We start from the raw sequence: 17,262 nt of genomic DNA, 5'->3' as shown, positions 1-17,262 counted from the left end.
CGGTTTGCTAGGCGATTTCGACGAAGTGCACGATCCGGTCGAGACGCAGGAAGCGGCGACGGGTCATGGCGTCGCGCAGCACGAGGTACTCGGCATGGCGCCGGGTGCGCAGATCCTCGGGGCGGACGTATTCAATGTGGCTCATGCCCCTGCCGACCCAGCGCAGGCGGAGTGTGCGTCCGTGCAGTATGGCCAGCTCCAGCAGCGAGTACCGTTCGCAATCCATCGGCGAGTAGGCCGGTGCCAGTGTCATTCCCCCTCCCGCCAGACTGCGATCTCTGGGTCCTCGCCGGCGCCGGAATCGACGCGCCGGAAGACGATCGGTGAGCAGCAGACGCTGCAGTCCTCGACCCACTCGCGCTCGCCGCTGACCATGTCCACGCTGGTCTCCCCGGGTTCACCGCACCAGGGACAGGGATAGCTCACGAATTCAAGGGGCCTCGTCATGGTGGTCCAGAAACATCTCGAGCAGGTCGTTGAGAAAGCGCAGGCCCGGCTCGGTCGCGCGCAGGAACGCTCGATCCGCATCCAGCAGACCCCGTGCGCGCGCCCGGGCGAGCACGGGGCTGATGCCCTCCAGCGCCAGTCCCGTGCGCTCCGGAAACAGTTCCGCGGGGACGCCGGCCGTGAGGCGCAGCGCATTGAGCATGAATTCGAAGGGCAGCGACCGGGGCTCGATCGGGGCAAGGCTGATGGCGCGCGGGTCGCGCAGGTAGGCCTCGGGATGCCTCGGCTTGAGCAGGCGTGTCACGGTCTGCCCGGTCACGTCGGTGATCTTGCCGTGGGCGCCGGCCCCCAGGCCCAGATAGTCGCCGAACTCCCAGTAATTCCGGTTGTGCCGGCATTCGCTTCCCGCCCCCGCGTAGGCCGAGATTTCATAACGAGTATAGCCCGCGTGTTCGAGTACGCATTGTCCCTGGGCAAAGAGTTCATCGACGATCTCTTCCGCCGGCAGGACCGGGGGACGGGCGGCGAACAGGGTGTTCGGTTCCAGCGTCAGCTGGTACCAGGAAATGTGGCTGGGCCGGGCGGCAATAGCGGTCTCGAGGTCGGCAAGCCCCTGCGCCAGCGACTGGCGGGGGAGTCCGAACATCAGGTCCAGGTTGACCTCGTCGAAGCCGGCGGCTTGCGCCTGCGCGATCGCGGCATGGGCATCGGCATCATCATGAATCCGACCGATCTCCTGCAGCAGCGTGGGATCGAAGCTCTGTATCCCCAGGGACAGTCGGTTGACCCCGGCGTCGCGGTAACCGCGAAAGAAACCACGCTCCGCCGTCCCCGGGTTGGCTTCCAGCGTCACCTCCATGTCCGGCCTCCAGGGCAGGCGTGCGCGCAGGCCCGACAGGAGTTCGTCGACGGCTTCGGGCGAGAACAGGCTGGGCGTGCCGCCGCCGATGAAGATGCTTTCCAGCCGACGCCCCCAGACGCGTGGCAGTTGCGTCTCGAGATCCAGGAGCAGCGCGTCCACATAGGCCCGTTCCGGCAGGTCTCCGTGCTGCTCGTGCGAGTTGAAGTCGCAGTAGGGGCACTTGCGCGCACACCAGGGCAGGTGCACGTACACGGCCAGGGGCGGTGGCTGGCGCAGTTCCAGCGTCGCCCCTCGGGCCTGGGTGGGTGACTGGGTGGTCGTCATGCGGGGTCGCGTCCGGGCAGGACTCTCGCGTCGTGCCAGCCTTCAGGTGGCACCGGGCCGCTGCCGCAGACGTTCGGCCATGCTGCGCACGGCCTGGCCGCGGTGGCTGAGCCGGTTTTTCTCCGCGTCGGCGAGTTCGGCGGAGGTGCAGCCGAATTCGGGCAGGTAGAAGACCGCGTCGTAGCCGAAGCCGCGGCTGCCCGCCGGCGCCGATGCCACCCGGCCCTCCCAGGTGCCCTCGGTCAGTATCGGGGAGGGGTCATCGGCATGGGTCAGGAAGGCCATTACACAGCGGAAGCGCGCCGTGCGCTGTTCCGGTGGGACATCCTGAAGGGCCGCCAGAAGCTTCTCGTTGTTCTGACGGTCATCTCCGTCTGGCCCCGAGTAGCGCGCGGAGTAGATGCCCGGCTGGCCCTGCAGGTGATCGACCTCGATCCCCGAGTCGTCCGCCAGCGCGGGCAGCCCGGTGTGGCGGGCGGCGTTCCGGGCCTTCAGGATCGCGTTCTCGACGAAGGTCAGCCCGGTCTCCTCGCATTCCTCGACCTGCCACTGCGCTTGCGGCACGACCTCGAGCCCGATGGGTCCGAGCAGTTCGGTGAGTTCGCGGATCTTTCCGGCGTTTCCGGATGCCAGCACGATGCGTTTCATGTCCTTTCAGGGTCCTGAGTGGAGTGCAATCTTACGTCCTATTGGCCCAGGGTCTCGCGCTGCCGGGTCATGATCTCGCGGATGCCCTTTTCGCCCAGTTCCAGCATCGCATCGAGTTCGTCGCGGCGAAAGGCGTGTCCCTCCGCGGTGCCCTGGATCTCGATCACGCCGCCGGCCTCGTTCATCACCAGATTCATGTCGGTTTCGGCCTGGGAGTCCTCCTCGTAGTCGAGATCGAGCACCGGGACGCCCTGGTAGATTCCCACGGAGATCGCCGCCAGTTGTCCGTGCAGCGGATTCTTCTTCAGCAGGCCCTTCTTCAGGCAGTGATTCACCGCATCGCAGAGCGCGACATAGCCACCGCTGATGGCTGCGGTGCGGGTGCCGCCGTCGGCCTGCAGCACATCGCAGTCGACGATGATCTGCCGCTCACCCATGGCTTCGAGATCGACCACTGCGCGCAGGGCACGTCCGATCAGGCGCTGGATCTCCAGGGTGCGGCCGCCCTGCTTGCCGCGCGCGGACTCGCGCACCATGCGATCATGGGTGGCGCGGGGCAGCATGCCGTACTCGGCGGTGACCCAGCCGCGGCCTTTGCCCTTGAGGAAAGGCGGCACGCGGGTCTCGACGGTGGCGGTGCAGAGCACGCGCGTGTCGCCGAACTCGACCAGTACGGAGCCCTCGGCGTGGCGGGTGAAATGACGCGTGAATCGAACCAGGCGCATCTGGTCCGGCTGGCGGCCGCTGGGGCGCATCGGCTGTCCTCGAGGGTTGAATGAGCCGCGCAGTATACGGGAGCCGATGCGCGCACGCGTCCACCACGCGTCTACAATGGGTGCCCAGGCCCCCACCCCACCGCAAGGACATCTTCATGATCGCCAGCATGACCGGCTTCGCACGCCACGATACCGAGGCCCAGGGGCAATCCCTGGTCTGGGAGATCAGGAGCGTGAATCATCGTTACCTGGACCTCCGCGTTCAGCTGCCGGACGCCCTGCGGGCGCTGGAGACGGACGTGCGTGCCCGGCTGCAGCAGTCCCTGGGCCGGGGTAAGGTCGACGCAGTGCTGCGGCTGGAGAGTCCGGGAGAGGATGCCGTCGTGCGTTTCGATCCGGTGCGTGCCAAGGCCCTGGTCAAGACCATCCGCGAAATCGATCAGCTGATGGTGAACGGAGCCCGGGTATCGGCACTGGACATCCTCACCTGGCCCGGCATCATCCAGCGTGACGCGGCGCTGGACGCCGATGTACTGCGTACCGCGGTGCTGGAGGCTCTGGACGGGGCCATCGCGGACCTGAGGGCGATGCGTGCCGCGGAAGGGGAGGCCCTGCGCCAGACGCTGGAGACGCGCCTCGATGCCTACAGCGGTCTGATCCGGCAACTGCGCGAGAGGCGCACGGCGATCGTGGAGGAACAGCGCGAGCGCCTGCGCGCCCGGATCGCCGAGCTCGATCTGACCCTGGATCCGCAGCGCCTCGAACAGGAGGTCGCGTTGCTGGCGCAGCGCCTGGACGTGGACGAGGAACTGGACCGCCTCGACGGCCATGTCGCCGCGATGCGCGACATTCTCGACCGCGATGAACCCGTGGGCAGGCGGCTCGACTTCCTGATGCAGGAGTTCAACCGCGAGGCGAACACGCTGGGCTCCAAGTCGCACGATCTCGAGACGACCCGTGTCGCGATGGAGATGAAGGTGCTGACCGAGCAGATGCGCGAGCAGGTCCAGAACATTGAATGAGGCCCCGGCAGCCTCTCGGATGGCTCCTTGAAAATGCCTCCGCAACCCCCACATCCCTGTCAGGCAAATGAACAGACACTGATTGGAGATGAAACCATGACCCTGACGCGTTACGAACCCTGGAGCCTGCTGAACCAGTTGTCCCGCGAACTGGAGCGTCTGAGCGATACCGGCGGCCGTGAGGAGCAGGCGATTACCGCCGACTGGAGCCCCGCGGTGGATATTCGCGAGGAATCCGATGGCTACGTGCTGCATGCCGATCTGCCCGGTGTGGACCCGAAGGACATCGAGGTGCACATGGAGAACGGCGTGCTCACCATCCGCGGCGAACGCAGGCACGAGAGCAAGGAAGAGCGCGAGAACTTCAAGCGCGTCGAGCGCGTTCGCGGCAGCTTCTTCCGACGCTTCGCGTTGCCGGACACCGCTGACTCCGACAATATTTCCGCACGCTGTCAGAATGGCGTGCTGGAAGTCAGGATTCCGAAGCAGGCCAGGGTGCAGCCCCGCCGGATCTCGGTGGAAGGCTGACCCGCCTGCCGGAGGCTGCGGTAAGCAGCGCGCTGCCCGGGTCACCCGGGCGGCGCGCCTCGACTTGCCTGTCCGGTCGGGGGCATCATCTCCACGGCGGTGGGGGCTGCCCTTCGACACATCATCCACACCTTCGGGCTGACGGGGCCGGCTATGGAATTCAAGGACTACTACAGGATTCTGGGCGTGCCACGATCGGCCAGCCAGGATGACATCAAGAAGGCGTATCGGCGGCTGGCGCGCAAGTACCATCCGGACGTCAGTTCGCAGGCCGATGCCGAGGCCCGGTTCAAGGAAATAAACGAGGCGAACGAGGTGCTGTGCGACGCTGAAAAGCGCAGCGCCTATGATCGGCTGGGCGCCAACTGGCGCGCCGGGCAGGAGTTCCGGCCACCCCCGGGCTGGGCCGGGAACGGTGGCGGCAGGCACGCGGGCGGGCAGGGGTTCGACGGTTTCTCCGACTTCTTCGAATCCCTGTTCGGTGCCCGCGCCGGTGGCCGTCGCCGCAGTCCCGGTTTTCAGATGCGCGGTGCCGATCGTTCGGCCATTGCCGAGATCACGTTGGACCAGGCCCTGCAAGGCACCGAGGTCACGGTGAATGGCGGGTCCGGCGGCTCCCAACGTGTGCGCATCCCGCCCGGCGCCCACAACGGCACGCGTCTGCGCGTGCGCGGGCAGGGCGACCCCGGCGCCGGTGCCGGTGCCGCCGGCGATCTGCTGCTGGAGATTCGGGTCCGCCCGGACCCGCGGTACCGGCTGGAGGGCCGGGACCTGCACCGGGACCTGCCGATCACGCCCTGGGAGGCGGCGCTGGGCGCGACCATCGAGGCCCCGACCCCGCAGGGGCCGGTGCATCTCAAGGTTCCTGCCGGGACCCAGTCCGGCAAGGTCATGCGCCTGAAGGGCCGCGGACTTCCGGGAAAGACGCCCGGGGACCTCTTTCTGCGACTGATGATCGAGGTACCGCCCGTCGACGAAGCCGGCCAGTGGTACCAGGAGATGGCGAAGAACTCCGGTTTCCGGCCGAGGGCGCGACTGCGCCCCTGAGCCTTGGGGGGGCGGGCGGGTCTGCGCACGGACGACGTGACTCTGTCCGCGAACAGGCGCGCAGTTGCGCGCCTCGAGAATCTGGCGTCTCCGCCTTGCAGTGATGGGGGTCAGCGGCCGGGCGTGTTCTTCTCCACCCAGCGCTCGCTGCCGTCGCTGAGGCGTTCGCGTTTCCAGAACGGCGCCTCGTGCTTCAGGCGCTCCAGAATCTCGGCGCAGGCATCGCGCGCGGCGACGCGGTGGGCGGACCAGACGGCCACCAGCACCAGGGTGTCGGCGGGGTCGATCGAACCGACGCGATGCGCGACCTCGCAGGTGATCGAGGGCCAGCGGAACTCCGCCTCGGCGACGATGCGTTCGAGTTCGCGTTCGGTCATCCCCGGGTAGTGTTCCAGAAACATGCCGCGGATGTCCTGCGCGTCGTTGAAATCGCGCATGCGCCCGACGAAGACGCTGGCGGCTCCCAGCTTTTCCATCGGCAGCTCCTGCTCCCGCTCCCGGACCAAGGACCAGGGATCGAAGGGCTCGGAAAACAGGCGTACCGCCATTGTCTAGCCCCCGGTGACCGGTGGGAAGAAGGCGACCTCGTCACCGTCGGCGATCGCGCTGTCGAGGCGCGCATGGCTCTGGTTCACGGCCACCATCAACCGTGGCGGCGGCGCCTCGCGATGCAGGTGTCGCCACAGGTCGGCGACGGTGTCGATTCCCTCGGTCGCGGCGACCTGGTCGCCGTCGCGCCCCAGATCCTCGCGGAGACGGGCAAAATATTGAACGTTGATCGTCACGATAAGGCCCTACACATGGACGAGACACTCACGCATTATACTGCCATGAACAACCTCACTCATTTCGACCCCGCCGGACAGGCGCATATGGTTGATGTCGGCACGAAGCCGATCAGCCACCGGGTGGCCGTCGCCGAAGGCCGCATCGCCATGCTGCCGGAGACCGCCGCGCGGATCCGCGCTGGGGATCACCGCAAGGGTGATGTGCTCGGCGTGGCGCGGATCGCCGGGATCATGGGCGCCAAGCGCACGGGGGAGTTGATTCCGCTGTGCCATCCCATTGGACTCAGCAGGGTCGCGCTGGAACTCGAGGCGGGCGCCGATCAGGTCCGGGTGCAGGCCACCTGCGAGGTCCAGGGGCAGACCGGTGTCGAGATGGAGGCGCTGACGGCGGTCAGCGTGGCCCTGCTGACGATCTACGACATGTGCAAGGCCGTGGATCGTGGCATGCGTATCGAGGGTGTGCGATTGTTGGAGAAGCACGGGGGACGTAGCGGCAGCTGGTTCGCGCAGCCCCAGGTCGGAGAAGAGAGATGAAATGGATTCTGCGCTTGCTGGGGCTTCTCGGCGTACTGCTGCTGCTGGTGGTCATTGTTGGCGTCTACCTGGTCGTAACCTTCGATCCCAATGCCTACAAGGATCGGATCGAAGACAAGGTGGCCGAGGTCACGGGTCGTGAGCTGACCCTCGCCGGTAGCATCGAGCTGACGCTTTTCCCGTCGCTTGGCCTGCGCCTCGAAGACGTGCGCCTGGCCAATGCCGAGGGCTTCAACGAGACGCCCTTCGCCGAAGTCCGGGTGGTCGACGTCGCCGTGGCGGCACTGCCCCTGATCCGCGGCGAGGTCGATGTGCAGCGGATCGAGGCGGACGGTGTCAGCATCCATCTGGCCCGGGACGCGCAGGGGCGCAGCAACTGGGACGACCTGGTCGAACGGGCGGAGGAGGCACGCAGGGACGTGGTCGAAGAACACGACAATGCCGGCCCCGGCCGAGCGCGCGGGGCCTTCGACGAGATCCGGATCGCCGGGCTGGAGGTGACCGACCTTCGGCTGGAATGGGATGATCGGCTGGCCGGTACCCGCGTGGTGCTCGCGCCCATGAACCTCGTCGTTCGCGAATTCCGGCCGGGAATCGAAACCCCGGTGAAGCTCGACGGATCGGTGCGGATCGAGGAGGAGACTGGTGAGCCCATCGAGTTGGATCTGCGGCTTGCGGGCCTGTTGAACGCGGATCTCGCAGCGAACCGGTATGCCCTGCGCCGGGTCCAGACACAGTTCGACCTGCGGCATCCGGCGCTGGAGCCGGAGGTCAGCGCACGTCTGGAGACGGATCTCGTGCTCGACCTGCGGGATTCGGTGGCCCGGGTCGAGCGCCTGTCCGCGCACCTCTCGGACCTGCATCTCACGGGGCTGATCGAGGCTCGCGGGATCGGCGAGGAGGCGCTCGAACTGCACGCTGAGCTTCGCAGCAACACCTTCAATCCGCGCACGGTGCTCGAGAATCTGGGGCTCCAGGCCCCCGATACCGCCGACCCGGACGTTTTCAAGCGTGTCGCCCTCGACCTCTCTGTGTCCGGCGGAACGGAGAGCCTGACGGTGAACCCGCTGCTCATCACCCTGGACGACTCCAGCCTGCGTGGCGACGGCGGGGTGGACCTGTCCGGGCCACGGCCGATGATCCGCTTCGATCTGCGGGGCGACCGGCTCAACCTTGACCGGTATCTGCCCCCGGAGGTCGAGCAGGCGCGTGTTCCCGAGGTGCCGGGCGAGATCGCGAAGGCCGACATCCCGATCGACCTGCCGGCGGAACTGATGCGAGCCTTCGACGTCGACGGCAACCTCAGGCTGGACGGCCTGACACTGTTCGGTCTGACACTCGAGGGTATCGAGATGAAGCTCCGCGCCCGTGACGGGGAGTGGCGCATGGAGCCGCTGGCCGCCAGCGGGTACGAAGGACGCCTGGAGAGTCACTTGACCGTCGATGCGCGTGGGGACATTCCACGCTATGCCGCCCGGGTCCAGCTCGAGAACGTCTCCATCGGCGCGTTCCTGGAGGCCCTGTGGCAGGAGGAGTCGCGGCTGCTCGGAACCGGCAACGTCGCCCTGGATATCGATGCTGTCGGCGCCAGCGTCGATGCGCTCATGTCCAGCCTGAACGGCACGGGGGAGATGCGCCTCAGCGACGGTGCCGTGCGGGGCATCAACGTGGCGCGCATCATCCGCCACGCGGATGCGCGCCTGCGGGGCGAGACACCGGAGGACGACGGCGAGCCCAACGAGACCGACTTCACCGAGATGGGCGGCAGCTTTCGCATTGAGAGTGGCGTGGTCCGCAACGATGACCTGGTCGCCAGTTCGCCGCTGCTGCGGGCCACCGGGCGCGGTTCGGCCAATCTCCCGGAACAGACCATGGATTACCGGGTGGACGCCACACTCGTGGCGACCATCGAAGGCCAGAGCGGGCGCAGCCTCGAGGATCTGCGCGGCGTGAATCTTCCGATACGCATCACCGGCTCGTTTTCCGAACCGCGCTTCCGGCTGGATCTAGAGGACATCGTCCGGGAGCGCGTCGACGAACGGGTACGGCGGGAGACGGAACGCCTGCAGGAGCGACTGCTCGATCGGCTTGGCGTTGGCGATTCCGATGGCTCGGACGACAGCAACGCGCGCGAAGCGGAGCCTTCCGGTTCAGGTGGCGTCGATGAGGCGCTGGACCAGCTGCGTGAGCGGGGCCGGGGCCTCTTCCGCTAGCCATGCCGGGCCGTGGGTCGTCGCTGCTCTGCGTAGTGGCGGGGTGGCTGATGTTCCAGCCCTGGGCCATGGCGGACCCCGACATCGATGTCGCCTATGACGGCACGCGCCTCGAGTTCCGGATCGATGCCCCGGTTCAGGCGCCATTGGCCGCCGTCGTTGCGGTGGTGCACGATTATGACCGCCTGGAGCGTATCCTGCCCCTGGTCGTCGCGAGCCGTTTCCTGGGACCAGCAGGCGACGGCATCGACCGCGTATTCACCCTGATGCGGGGTTGCCTGCTGTTCGTCTGCCGTGAGGGACCGCACACCATCGATGTGCGCAGGGTGGATGGCGGGTGGTCATCGGGCATCACCGTTCCGGAGCTCAGCATGGTGCGCCGCGGGCAGTTCTCCTGGCAGATCGGTCAGGAAGCCGGCGACTCCGACCGCGCGCACATCCAGATGTACGGATATTTCGAACCCGACTTCGTTGTGCCGCGCCTGCTTGGACCGCCGCTGGTGCGGATGTGGGTGCGCTCGGAACTACGTGACAGCGTCGGCCGCATCGAACGGGCGGCCATCGCCCATCAGGACCGACAGGCCGTGAAGGAAGCCCCCCGGTGAGCCTCTTCGCTGCACGCCTGCTGGCCTGGTTCGACCGCCATGGTCGGCACGACCTGCCCTGGCAGCATCCGCGCTCCGCCTACCGCGTGTGGATCTCCGAGGTCATGCTGCAGCAGACGCGGGTCGGGGCGGTGGTACCGTATTTCCAGGCCTTCATGCGGCGCTTCCCGGATGTCCCGGCGCTCGCGGAGGCGCCACTGGACGAGGTGCTGCATCTCTGGTCGGGGCTCGGCTACTACGCACGGGCCAGGAATCTGCATCGGGCCGCGCGCCTGGTGCTGGAACGCCATGGAGGCGAACTGCCCGCCGACCGCACCGCGCTGGAAACCCTGCCGGGTATCGGGCGTTCCACCGCGGCTGCTGTCCTCGCGCAGGCGCACGGGCAGCGCGAGGCCATTCTCGATGGCAACGTGCGGCGCGTCCTGGCGCGACATGCCGCTATCGAGGGATGGCCCGGGAGCCCCGCGGTCCAGAAGCAACTGTGGGCGCTGGCGGAGGCCCTGTTGCCGGAGGCACGCATGGCCGATTACACCCAGGCGATCATGGACCTGGGCGCCGCGGTCTGTACCCGCGCCCAGCCGGCCTGCCAGCGTTGTCCGGTTGCCCCGGACTGCGCGGCGCTCGCGCAGGGGCGCACTGCGGAACTGCCCACACCGCGGCCAGGCAGGGCGTTGCCCCTGCGTACCCGCTGGGCGGCACTCGTCGTCGCACCGGAGGGCGTGTACCTCCAGCGCCGTGTCGCCGCTGGCATCTGGGGCGGTCTCTACAGCATGCCGGAGGCCGACGAGAAGCAGGATCTGCGGGATGCCATCCTGTCGCGCTGGACCGAAGCCCGGGAGGACGCACCCGACGCCGGAGACCGCATCGACCACGCCTTCAGCCACTATCGGCTGGACCTGCGCATTCTGCGCTTCCGGCTCCCGGCAGCGGCATGTGGGATCATGGAAGGGGAGGGGTCGATCTGGTATAACACGCGGCTCCCGGTGCGGGTCGGGTTGCCGGCCCCCATCGAACGTTTTTTGAGAGATCGAGGAAATATCGAAAATGGCGCGAACCGTTAATTGCGTGTACCTGGGCCGCGAGGCCGAGGGTCTGGCGTTTCCGACCTATCCCGGTGAGCTGGGCAAGAAGATCTTTGCCAATGTCTCGAAGGAGGCCTGGCAGGCCTGGCTCAAGCACCAGACCATGCTGATCAATGAGTACCGGCTGAGTCCGGTGGAACCGAAGGCACGCAAGTTCCTGGAGGAAGAGATGGAGAAGTTCTTCTTCCAGGGCGGCGCCACCAAGCCCGAAGGCTACGTCGACCCGAACCAGGGCAAGTAAATGCCGGAGTTGGCCCGCGGCCTCCCCGCACTTGGGGCAGAGAGGGCGCGTTCGGCTTGACGGCCGGGCCCGGTGCCGGTTTAATACCGGCCTTCGCCCGGAAGGCGACTCCCTCCGAAGTTCCGGCCAGGTAGCTCAGTCGGTAGAGCAGGGGATTGAAAATCCCCGTGTCGGCGGTTCGATTCCGTCCCTGGCCACCATCCTTTCAATGTCTTGGCCCGCCATGAGCGGGCTTTGTCGTCTACGCATTTTTTGCGAGGCGCAGACCCGATGCATCGGCGGTCAGGCGTCGGCAGGCTGGAAACCCCTTTCCTGCCTTGGCTCGGCGGCGCCGGTGCGGGCCATGATCCTGCCGCCCTTGATCGCGAGTACCTCGCCTTCTTCGACCGGTTCCCAGGCCTCTGCGGTCAGCGGGACGCTGGCGACCAGGGTGACGCGCTGGCGCGCCTCGGTGAGGCCCAGGGTCAGGCCTTCGATGGGTCTTGGGTTGCGGCCCTCGCGCTTGGAAGGGCAGGTGCGGCAGAGGCTGTAGAGGCCAGGGGGTTCGATCCGGCCGGAGGCCTCCTGCGTGCGTTCATGCCCGTGGACGTAGAGGTATTCGCTATCGGAATACAGAAAATTGGCCGGGCCGAAGCGCCGCAGGAGTGCTGCGAACCGGGTGATCGCGTCGAGCCGGGTCTCGAGCGAGGGAGATTCGCCAGGAGCCCAAAGCGGCTCCATCCGCGCAAGCAGGATGCAGAAGGCATGCTCTGAATCGGTGTCCCCGATCGGTCGGATGCGGCCCAGCTCAGGGCCGGTGGCCTCTTCGAGCCCGATCAGGTCCCCGTTGTGTGCGAACACGTGCATGCGTCCGCCGAGTTCGCGTGCAAAGGGCTGAGTATTCTCCAGCGACACCGCCCCCTTGGTCGCCTGGCGCACGTGCGCCAGCACCAGATTGCTCCGGTACTGCTGTTCGCGCAGAAAACGGATGCCGCTGCTTCGGCTCGCCGCGCCGGTTTCGCGGAGCCGGCGGGCGTCCCGCCCGGAGTAGAACGCGGCGCCCCAGCCGTCCTTGTGCGGCGCGCTCAGGCCGCCGCGCTCCGAAAAGGCCTCGAGCGAGATCGACAGCGTGGCCGGCTCCAGGCTGGACATGGCGAGGAGCTCACACACCGGTGGAACCTTCGTTGGGGACGCCGTGGCGGCGCAGGCCGGCGTGGCGACGTGCTGTTTCCGGATCGCGATACATGACCAAAAGTATCTGTCCCGCGGGGTCGGGGGTCAAACGGCAGCAGCGTTGCGGAAGCTGCGGGGAAGCCGCGAATTTCGGGAAACCCCCGGGACCCTCAACGCCGGCCATAGTCCTTGAAGCGCTCCACCACCCGTGCCACCTCGGTATCGGAAAGCAGGTTCGGTCCGCCCAGCATCAGGCTCAGGATGTACTGCCGGGCGAGGACCTCGACCTCGCCGGCCAGCCAAAGTGCCTTCCGCAGGTTCGGCCCGGTGGCGATCACCCCGTGGTTCGCCAGCAGGCAGGCGTGGCGCCCGTCCAGAGCCTGCAGGGCAAGGTCGGAGAGTTCCCGGGTACCGAAGGTAGCGTAGGGAGCACAGCGAATGTTCGTCCCTCCCGCGGCGGCAATCATGTAATGCGCCGCGGGAATCTCCATGCCCCGCATCGCCAGCGCAGTGGCGTGGACCGAGTGCGTATGCACCACCGCGCCGACCTCCGGCCGCGAGTGCAGGATCGCGAGATGAAACCGCCACTCGCTGGAGGGCCGTTCGCCCGCGTCATGGTGCCCGTCACCGGCGACGAACACGATGTCCGCCTCCTGCAGTTCCTCGTAGGGGATGCCCGAAGGGCTGATCAGCATTCCGTCGCGCCAGCGCGCGCTCACGTTGCCCGAGGTCCCCTGGTTGATGCCCTCGTGGTTCATGCGCAGGCAGGTCGCGATGATCTCGCGGCGCAGGGACTGTTCCGTTGCCTCCATTCAGGGCTCCCGGTGATGGTTGCGGGGCGCGCTCCCCACTGGTGACTATAGCCGCGCGAAGCGCTTTGATGCGCAGGTCCTGCAATCGTTTCCTGCCAGCACGGATGAGACTTGCTGGACGCGGTCCGATTTTCCTGGCGGCCGTGGTGCGCGCCCCGGCCTGCCGTGGGACAATGCACGTCATGGATTGGAACGCGCTGCAGAATGGATCGGACATCCGCGGAGTGGCAATGCCCGCTAAGGGTGCTTCCGCGGCCGAGGTCAACCTGACGCCCGAAGTGATGCAGCGCCTGGGTCTCGCCTTCGTCGATTGGCTGGCCCGGTCTCTCGGCAGGGAAGCTGCCGGGTTGACCGTATCGGCGGGACGCGACAGCCGGATCAGCGGGCCGCCGCTGATGACGGCGCTGATGGAGGGGATGGCCTCCGGTGGCGTCCGGGTGCTGGATTTCGGCATGGCATCGACGCCGGCCATGTTCATGAGCACGGTCACGCCGGGATTCGCCTGTGACGGCGCCGTAATGCTGACAGCCAGCCATCTCCCGTCGCATCGCAACGGCTGCAAGTTCTTCACCGCAACCGGCGGGTTCAACCGCGAGGACATCACCGAGCTGCTGCGGCTGGCGCAGCGAGATGATCTCCCCTCTGCGGACGCGCTGGGTGCGATCGTGACGGCCGATTTCATGACGGTCTACACCAGTCAGCTGGTCGCGCGTATCCGGGAGGGCGCGGCGCATCCAGAGCATCCCGACCAACCCCTGCGCGGTCTGCGGATCGTGGTCGACGCGGGCAACGGGGCGGGGGGCTTCTTCGCGGGCGACGTCCTCGAGCCGCTTGGTGCCGACACCACCGGCAGCCAGTTCCTCGAGCCTGACGGCACCTTCCCCAACCACGTGCCGAATCCGGAACACCCGGAGGCGATGGCCTCCCTGCGCCGCGCGGTGCTGGAGCATCGGGCCGATCTCGGCATCATTTTCGATCCTGACGTGGACCGCGCTGCCGCCGTCGACGCGCATGGCCACGAGATCAACCGCAACCGGCTGGTTGCGCTGGCGGCGGCGATGGTGCTGCGCGAGCACCCCGGCTCGACGATCGTGACGGACTCGATCACCTCGGATGGACTCACGGATTTCATCGAGGGGGATCTGGGCGGCGTGCATCACCGCTTCCGGCGCGGCTACCGCAACGTGATCAACGAGGCCCTGCGCCTGAATGCACAGGGGCAGGAGTGCTGGCTCGCGATCGAGACCTCGGGCCATGCCGCGCTCAGGGAGAATCATTTCCTGGATGACGGCGCCTATCTGATGGCGATGCTGCTGATCGAACTGGCGCGTGCACGGTCGGAGGGACGGGGTCTGGGTGCGTTGATCGCCGGCCTGCGCGAGCCGGCAGAGAGTCGGGAACATCGCCTCGGGGTGACCGCCTCCGACTTCGGCGTCTACGGCAACCAGGTGATCGATGCGCTGCGCGCCCGGGCGGCCGGGGAGCCCGGATGGGTCGTGGTCCCGGATACGCACGAGGGGGTGCGTGTTGCGTGCACGGCCCCCGAGGAGTCCGGTTGGTTCCTGCTGCGGCTGTCGCTACATGATCCCGTGATGCCGCTGAACATCGAGTCGGAGGTGGCCGGTGGCGTCGATCGGATCACCAGGCGCCTGCGCGCCTTTCTGGCCGGCTTCGAGCGCCTCGATCTCGACGCGCTTGGCCCTGATGCCGGGGCGCCGGCGCCGGCTGGAGATCTGTCACGGTGACGATTTCGATCCCGGCGGGGATGAATCTGCCGGGTGCCTGCGTCGGAATCCAGTAGAGCGCCGCGCAACAGGCCGGTCGCCCTGTTTTCACCGAAATACATCACCAAGGAGGCAGTCATGACGGTTCTGCGCAGTCTGGTCCTTTTGGGCGCGTTCGCGGCCCTCTTCCCGGTCGGTTCCGTGCAGGCGGAGGAGGAATTCCCGCTCGCGATCAACGTTCGTCAGATGCACATGGAGACAGCCCTTACGGCCGCCCGCGCCGCGATGGCCGCCTGCCGTGCGGAGGGCATCCAGGTTGGCGTGACGGTGGTCGACCGCCGCGGCATCGAGCAGGTCGTGCTGCGCGATGTGGTGGCTCCGCATCTGACGCTGGGCGTCAGCCGCATGAAGGCCTATACCGCCAATGAGATGAGCGTGGCGACTTCGGCGCTGGAGGAAGACGGCTATCGCAGCCCGCTGGCCCATGTGCCCGGGCTGTTCCTGGGCGCGGGCGCCGTGCCAATCGAGGCCGGTGGGGTCTATTACGGGGCGATCGGGGTCAGCGGCGCGCCCTCCGGGATGCAGGACGAGGCCTGCGCGCGTGCCGGCGCGGAAGCGATCGAGATCGAGCTTGAGATGAACATGTAATCCGGGATCGGCGCTGGTCCGGGGCCCGCATGCCTGTCCCGTGCCGGGCATCCGGGGCGGGGCGGTCCCTGTGGGGATATGCCCGGTCCGGCCCATAGCCTATGCCCCCGCGCCGCCTCGATCCTGATGGCAAAATCGGCATTGACGAGATCCTTTCCGGAGTCTAGCCTTCGTTGGGCGAACACCAGATGTAGTGCTTCGCGGATCACTTCGCACAACAAGTAGTAGAAACCCAAGGGATGTCATGCACATGCGAGGCAGCACGCACCTGCAGTCCGTCACCGCTTCGACCCGGGAGGTCCCCATGCAACCGGCGTCAATGGAAATCTGGGATCAGAAGTATCGTTTGAAGGCCAAGGACGGTGCGATTCTGGATCGCGACATCGATGGTACCTGGAAGCGCGTGGCGCGTGCCCTGGCCGACATCGAGGCGACCCCCGCGTTGCGCGAACACTGGTACGAACGATTCCTTCGGGCGCTGCGCCAGGGCGCGATTCCGGCCGGGCGCATCATCGCCAACGCGGGCGCGCAGGCGCACAAGCCCGCCACCTCGACGATCAACTGCACGGTCTCGGGGACCATCCGCGATTCCATGGACGACATCCTCGGCAGGCTGCACGAGGCCGGGATGACGCTGAAGAGCGGTTGTGGTATTGGCTATGAATTCAGTACGTTACGGCCGCGCGGCGCCTATGTTTCCGGTGCCGGGGCGTATACCTCCGGGCCGCTGTCCTTCATGGATATCTACGACAAGATGTGCTTCACCATCTCGTCCGCCGGCGGGCGGCGCGGGGCCCAGATGGCGACTTTCGACATCGGTCACCCGGACGTGGTGGAGTTCATCCGCGCCAAGCGCGCCGATGGCACGCTGCGCCAGTTCAACCTCTCGCTGTTGATCACCGCCGACTTCATGGCCGCCGTGCAGAACGATGCCCGCTGGCCGCTGGCGTTCCCGATCACCGATGTCGAGGCCACCCAGGGCACCATCGACCTGAACGATCCCGAGCAGGTGCTGTGGCGCGACTGGCCTAGCACCCAGGGCTACATCACGAACGATGCCGGCCAGGTCGCCTGCCGCATCTACAAGACCATCCCGGCGCGCCGGCTCTGGGACGTGATCATGGCCTCCACCTACGACTACGCCGAACCAGGCTTCATCCTGATCGATCAGTACAACGAGATGAACAACAACTGGTGGTGCGAATCGATCCGGGCGACGAACCCGTGCGGTGAACAGGGACTTCCACCCTACGGTGCGTGCCTGCTGGGCTCGATCAACCTCACCAGGTTCGTGGTCGGTCCCTTCACTGACGAGGCCCGTTTCGATTGGGATGCCTTTGGCGAGACCGTCTCGGTGTTCACGCGCATGCTGGACAACGTGGTGGAGGTGAACGGGTTGCCGCTGGCCGAGCAGCGCGAGGAGATCATGCGTAAGCGCCGCCATGGCATGGGTTACCTCGGGCTGGGTTCGTCGCTGACGATGCTGGGTATGAAATATGGTGACGATGACTCGCTGGAATTCACCGAGCGTGTGACCCGGGAGATGGCCCTGGCCGGCTGGCGGGCGGGGCTGGAGCTGGCGCGGGAGAAAGGGCCTGCGCCGATCATGGACGAGGATTTTACCGTGACCGCGAAGATGCTGCACCAGCGTCCCGAGATGGTGCGCGACGGTTTCGGACCGGGAGACCGTGTCAAGGGACGGGTGCTGCATGCGCGCTACAGCCGCTACATGCAACGCATCGCCGAGGTGGAACCGGAACTCGTGGAACGGATCGCGGCCGAGGGCTGCCGCTTCACCCACCACAGCTCGATCGCGCCCACCGGCACCATTTCGCTGTCGCTGGCCAATAACGCGAGTAACGGCATCGA

The 17,262-nt window shown here is 66.9% G+C and carries 20 protein-coding genes and 1 tRNA gene; 12 read left to right on the top strand and 9 right to left on the bottom strand.

Annotated features, from left to right (window positions below; translation table 11 throughout):
* Positions 1-7: 7 nt before the first annotated feature.
* From EA346_RS13665 to rph, 5 genes are read right to left on the bottom strand one after another with little or no spacing between them, the layout of a single operon-like run.
* Positions 8-253 (bottom strand): transcriptional antiterminator, Rof, encoded by a 246-nt coding sequence (locus EA346_RS13665; RefSeq protein WP_296759527.1) that lies wholly within the window; start codon positions 251-253, stop codon positions 8-10.
* Positions 250-447, bottom strand: a complete 198-nt coding sequence (locus tag EA346_RS13660) for a CPXCG motif-containing cysteine-rich protein (protein WP_296750001.1) — start codon at positions 445-447, stop codon at positions 250-252. The genes EA346_RS13665 and EA346_RS13660 overlap by 4 nt, the downstream gene beginning before the upstream one ends.
* Complete coding sequence (hemW, locus tag EA346_RS13655; protein ID WP_296759525.1) at positions 431-1,633, bottom strand: radical SAM family heme chaperone HemW; 1,203 nt, start codon at positions 1,631-1,633, stop codon at positions 431-433. Before hemW ends, EA346_RS13660 begins: the two co-directional genes overlap by 17 nt.
* A gap of 42 nt (positions 1,634-1,675) precedes the next feature.
* Complete coding sequence (gene rdgB, locus EA346_RS13650) at positions 1,676-2,281, bottom strand: RdgB/HAM1 family non-canonical purine NTP pyrophosphatase (RefSeq protein WP_296759523.1); 606 nt, start codon at positions 2,279-2,281, stop codon at positions 1,676-1,678.
* 38 nt (positions 2,282-2,319) lie between these two features.
* The gene (gene rph, locus EA346_RS13645) at positions 2,320-3,036 is read right to left on the bottom strand and encodes a ribonuclease PH (RefSeq protein WP_296759521.1); all 717 of its coding nucleotides are present in this window, start codon (positions 3,034-3,036) and stop codon (positions 2,320-2,322) included.
* Between the two features lie 116 nt (positions 3,037-3,152).
* Between rph and EA346_RS13640 the strand changes: the two genes are divergently transcribed.
* The 3 genes from EA346_RS13640 to EA346_RS13630 all read left to right on the top strand — a co-directional run bounded on the left by EA346_RS13640 (position 3,153) and on the right by EA346_RS13630 (position 5,594).
* Positions 3,153-4,019 (top strand): YicC/YloC family endoribonuclease, encoded by an 867-nt coding sequence (locus EA346_RS13640; protein WP_296759520.1) that lies wholly within the window; start codon positions 3,153-3,155, stop codon positions 4,017-4,019.
* A gap of 96 nt (positions 4,020-4,115) precedes the next feature.
* A complete protein-coding gene (locus EA346_RS13635; RefSeq protein ID WP_296759518.1) occupies positions 4,116-4,547 on the top strand; it encodes an Hsp20/alpha crystallin family protein in 432 nt (143 codons plus the stop codon).
* Positions 4,548-4,700: 153 nt separating this feature from the next.
* On the top strand, positions 4,701-5,594 hold the full coding sequence (locus EA346_RS13630) for a DnaJ C-terminal domain-containing protein (protein WP_296759517.1): 894 nt from the start codon (positions 4,701-4,703) through the stop codon (positions 5,592-5,594).
* Between the two features lie 110 nt (positions 5,595-5,704).
* Here the strand turns inward: EA346_RS13630 and EA346_RS13625 are convergent, their stop codons facing one another.
* Positions 5,705-6,142, bottom strand: coding sequence for a molybdenum cofactor biosynthesis protein MoaE (locus EA346_RS13625; protein WP_296759516.1), 438 nt, complete (start codon positions 6,140-6,142; stop codon positions 5,705-5,707).
* A gap of 3 nt (positions 6,143-6,145) precedes the next feature.
* Positions 6,146-6,379 carry a molybdopterin converting factor subunit 1 gene (gene moaD, locus EA346_RS13620; protein WP_296749984.1) on the bottom strand — a complete coding sequence of 78 codons (234 nt, stop codon included), beginning with the start codon at positions 6,377-6,379 and terminating at the stop codon, positions 6,146-6,148.
* Between the two features lie 45 nt (positions 6,380-6,424).
* Here moaD and moaC point away from each other — a divergent pair, with 45 nt between their 5' ends.
* The 6 genes from moaC (at position 6,425) to EA346_RS13590 (ending at position 11,257) form a co-directional block, all read left to right on the top strand.
* The gene (gene moaC / locus EA346_RS13615) at positions 6,425-6,916 is read left to right on the top strand and encodes a cyclic pyranopterin monophosphate synthase MoaC (RefSeq protein WP_296759528.1); all 492 of its coding nucleotides are present in this window, start codon (positions 6,425-6,427) and stop codon (positions 6,914-6,916) included.
* A complete protein-coding gene (locus tag EA346_RS13610; RefSeq protein ID WP_296759514.1) occupies positions 6,913-9,129 on the top strand; it encodes an AsmA family protein in 2,217 nt (738 codons plus the stop codon). Before moaC ends, EA346_RS13610 begins: the two co-directional genes overlap by 4 nt.
* Positions 9,130-9,179: 50 nt before the next feature.
* A complete protein-coding gene (locus tag EA346_RS13605; RefSeq protein ID WP_296759512.1) occupies positions 9,180-9,734 on the top strand; it encodes a cyclase/dehydrase in 555 nt (184 codons plus the stop codon).
* Positions 9,731-10,795, top strand: a complete 1,065-nt coding sequence (gene mutY / locus EA346_RS13600; RefSeq protein ID WP_296759510.1) for an A/G-specific adenine glycosylase — start codon at positions 9,731-9,733, stop codon at positions 10,793-10,795. The genes EA346_RS13605 and mutY overlap by 4 nt, the downstream gene beginning before the upstream one ends.
* A complete protein-coding gene (locus tag EA346_RS13595; protein WP_296759508.1) occupies positions 10,779-11,057 on the top strand; it encodes an oxidative damage protection protein in 279 nt (92 codons plus the stop codon). Before mutY ends, EA346_RS13595 begins: the two co-directional genes overlap by 17 nt.
* 124 nt (positions 11,058-11,181) lie before the next feature.
* Positions 11,182-11,257: transfer RNA gene (locus tag EA346_RS13590), tRNA-Phe, on the top strand.
* Between the two features lie 82 nt (positions 11,258-11,339).
* On the opposite strand, the gene EA346_RS13585 is transcribed toward EA346_RS13590, so the two are convergent.
* Positions 11,340-12,206: a class II glutamine amidotransferase gene (locus tag EA346_RS13585; RefSeq protein ID WP_296759506.1), complete on the bottom strand. Its 867-nt coding sequence runs from the start codon at positions 12,204-12,206 to the stop codon at positions 11,340-11,342.
* Between the two features lie 173 nt (positions 12,207-12,379).
* Positions 12,380-13,021 carry an L-fuculose-phosphate aldolase gene (locus EA346_RS13580; RefSeq protein ID WP_296759505.1) on the bottom strand — a complete coding sequence of 214 codons (642 nt, stop codon included), beginning with the start codon at positions 13,019-13,021 and terminating at the stop codon, positions 12,380-12,382.
* Positions 13,022-13,251: 230 nt separating this feature from the next.
* Here EA346_RS13580 and EA346_RS13575 point away from each other — a divergent pair, with 230 nt between their 5' ends.
* From EA346_RS13575 to EA346_RS13565, 3 genes are all read left to right on the top strand, one after another.
* The gene (locus EA346_RS13575; RefSeq protein ID WP_366755798.1) at positions 13,252-14,766 is read left to right on the top strand and encodes a phosphomannomutase/phosphoglucomutase; all 1,515 of its coding nucleotides are present in this window, start codon (positions 13,252-13,254) and stop codon (positions 14,764-14,766) included.
* Positions 14,767-14,883: 117 nt separating this feature from the next.
* On the top strand, positions 14,884-15,393 hold the full coding sequence (locus EA346_RS13570; RefSeq protein WP_296759502.1) for a heme-binding protein: 510 nt from the start codon (positions 14,884-14,886) through the stop codon (positions 15,391-15,393).
* Between the two features lie 304 nt (positions 15,394-15,697).
* On the top strand, positions 15,698-17,262 hold a 1,565-nt coding region (locus EA346_RS13565; RefSeq protein WP_296759500.1), incomplete at its 3' end, for an adenosylcobalamin-dependent ribonucleoside-diphosphate reductase.

Source organism: Thioalkalivibrio sp. (assembly GCF_007692535.1).
GTDB lineage: Bacteria > Pseudomonadota > Gammaproteobacteria > Ectothiorhodospirales > Ectothiorhodospiraceae > Thioalkalivibrio.
This window is presented reverse-complemented; position numbering and strand designations above follow the sequence as displayed.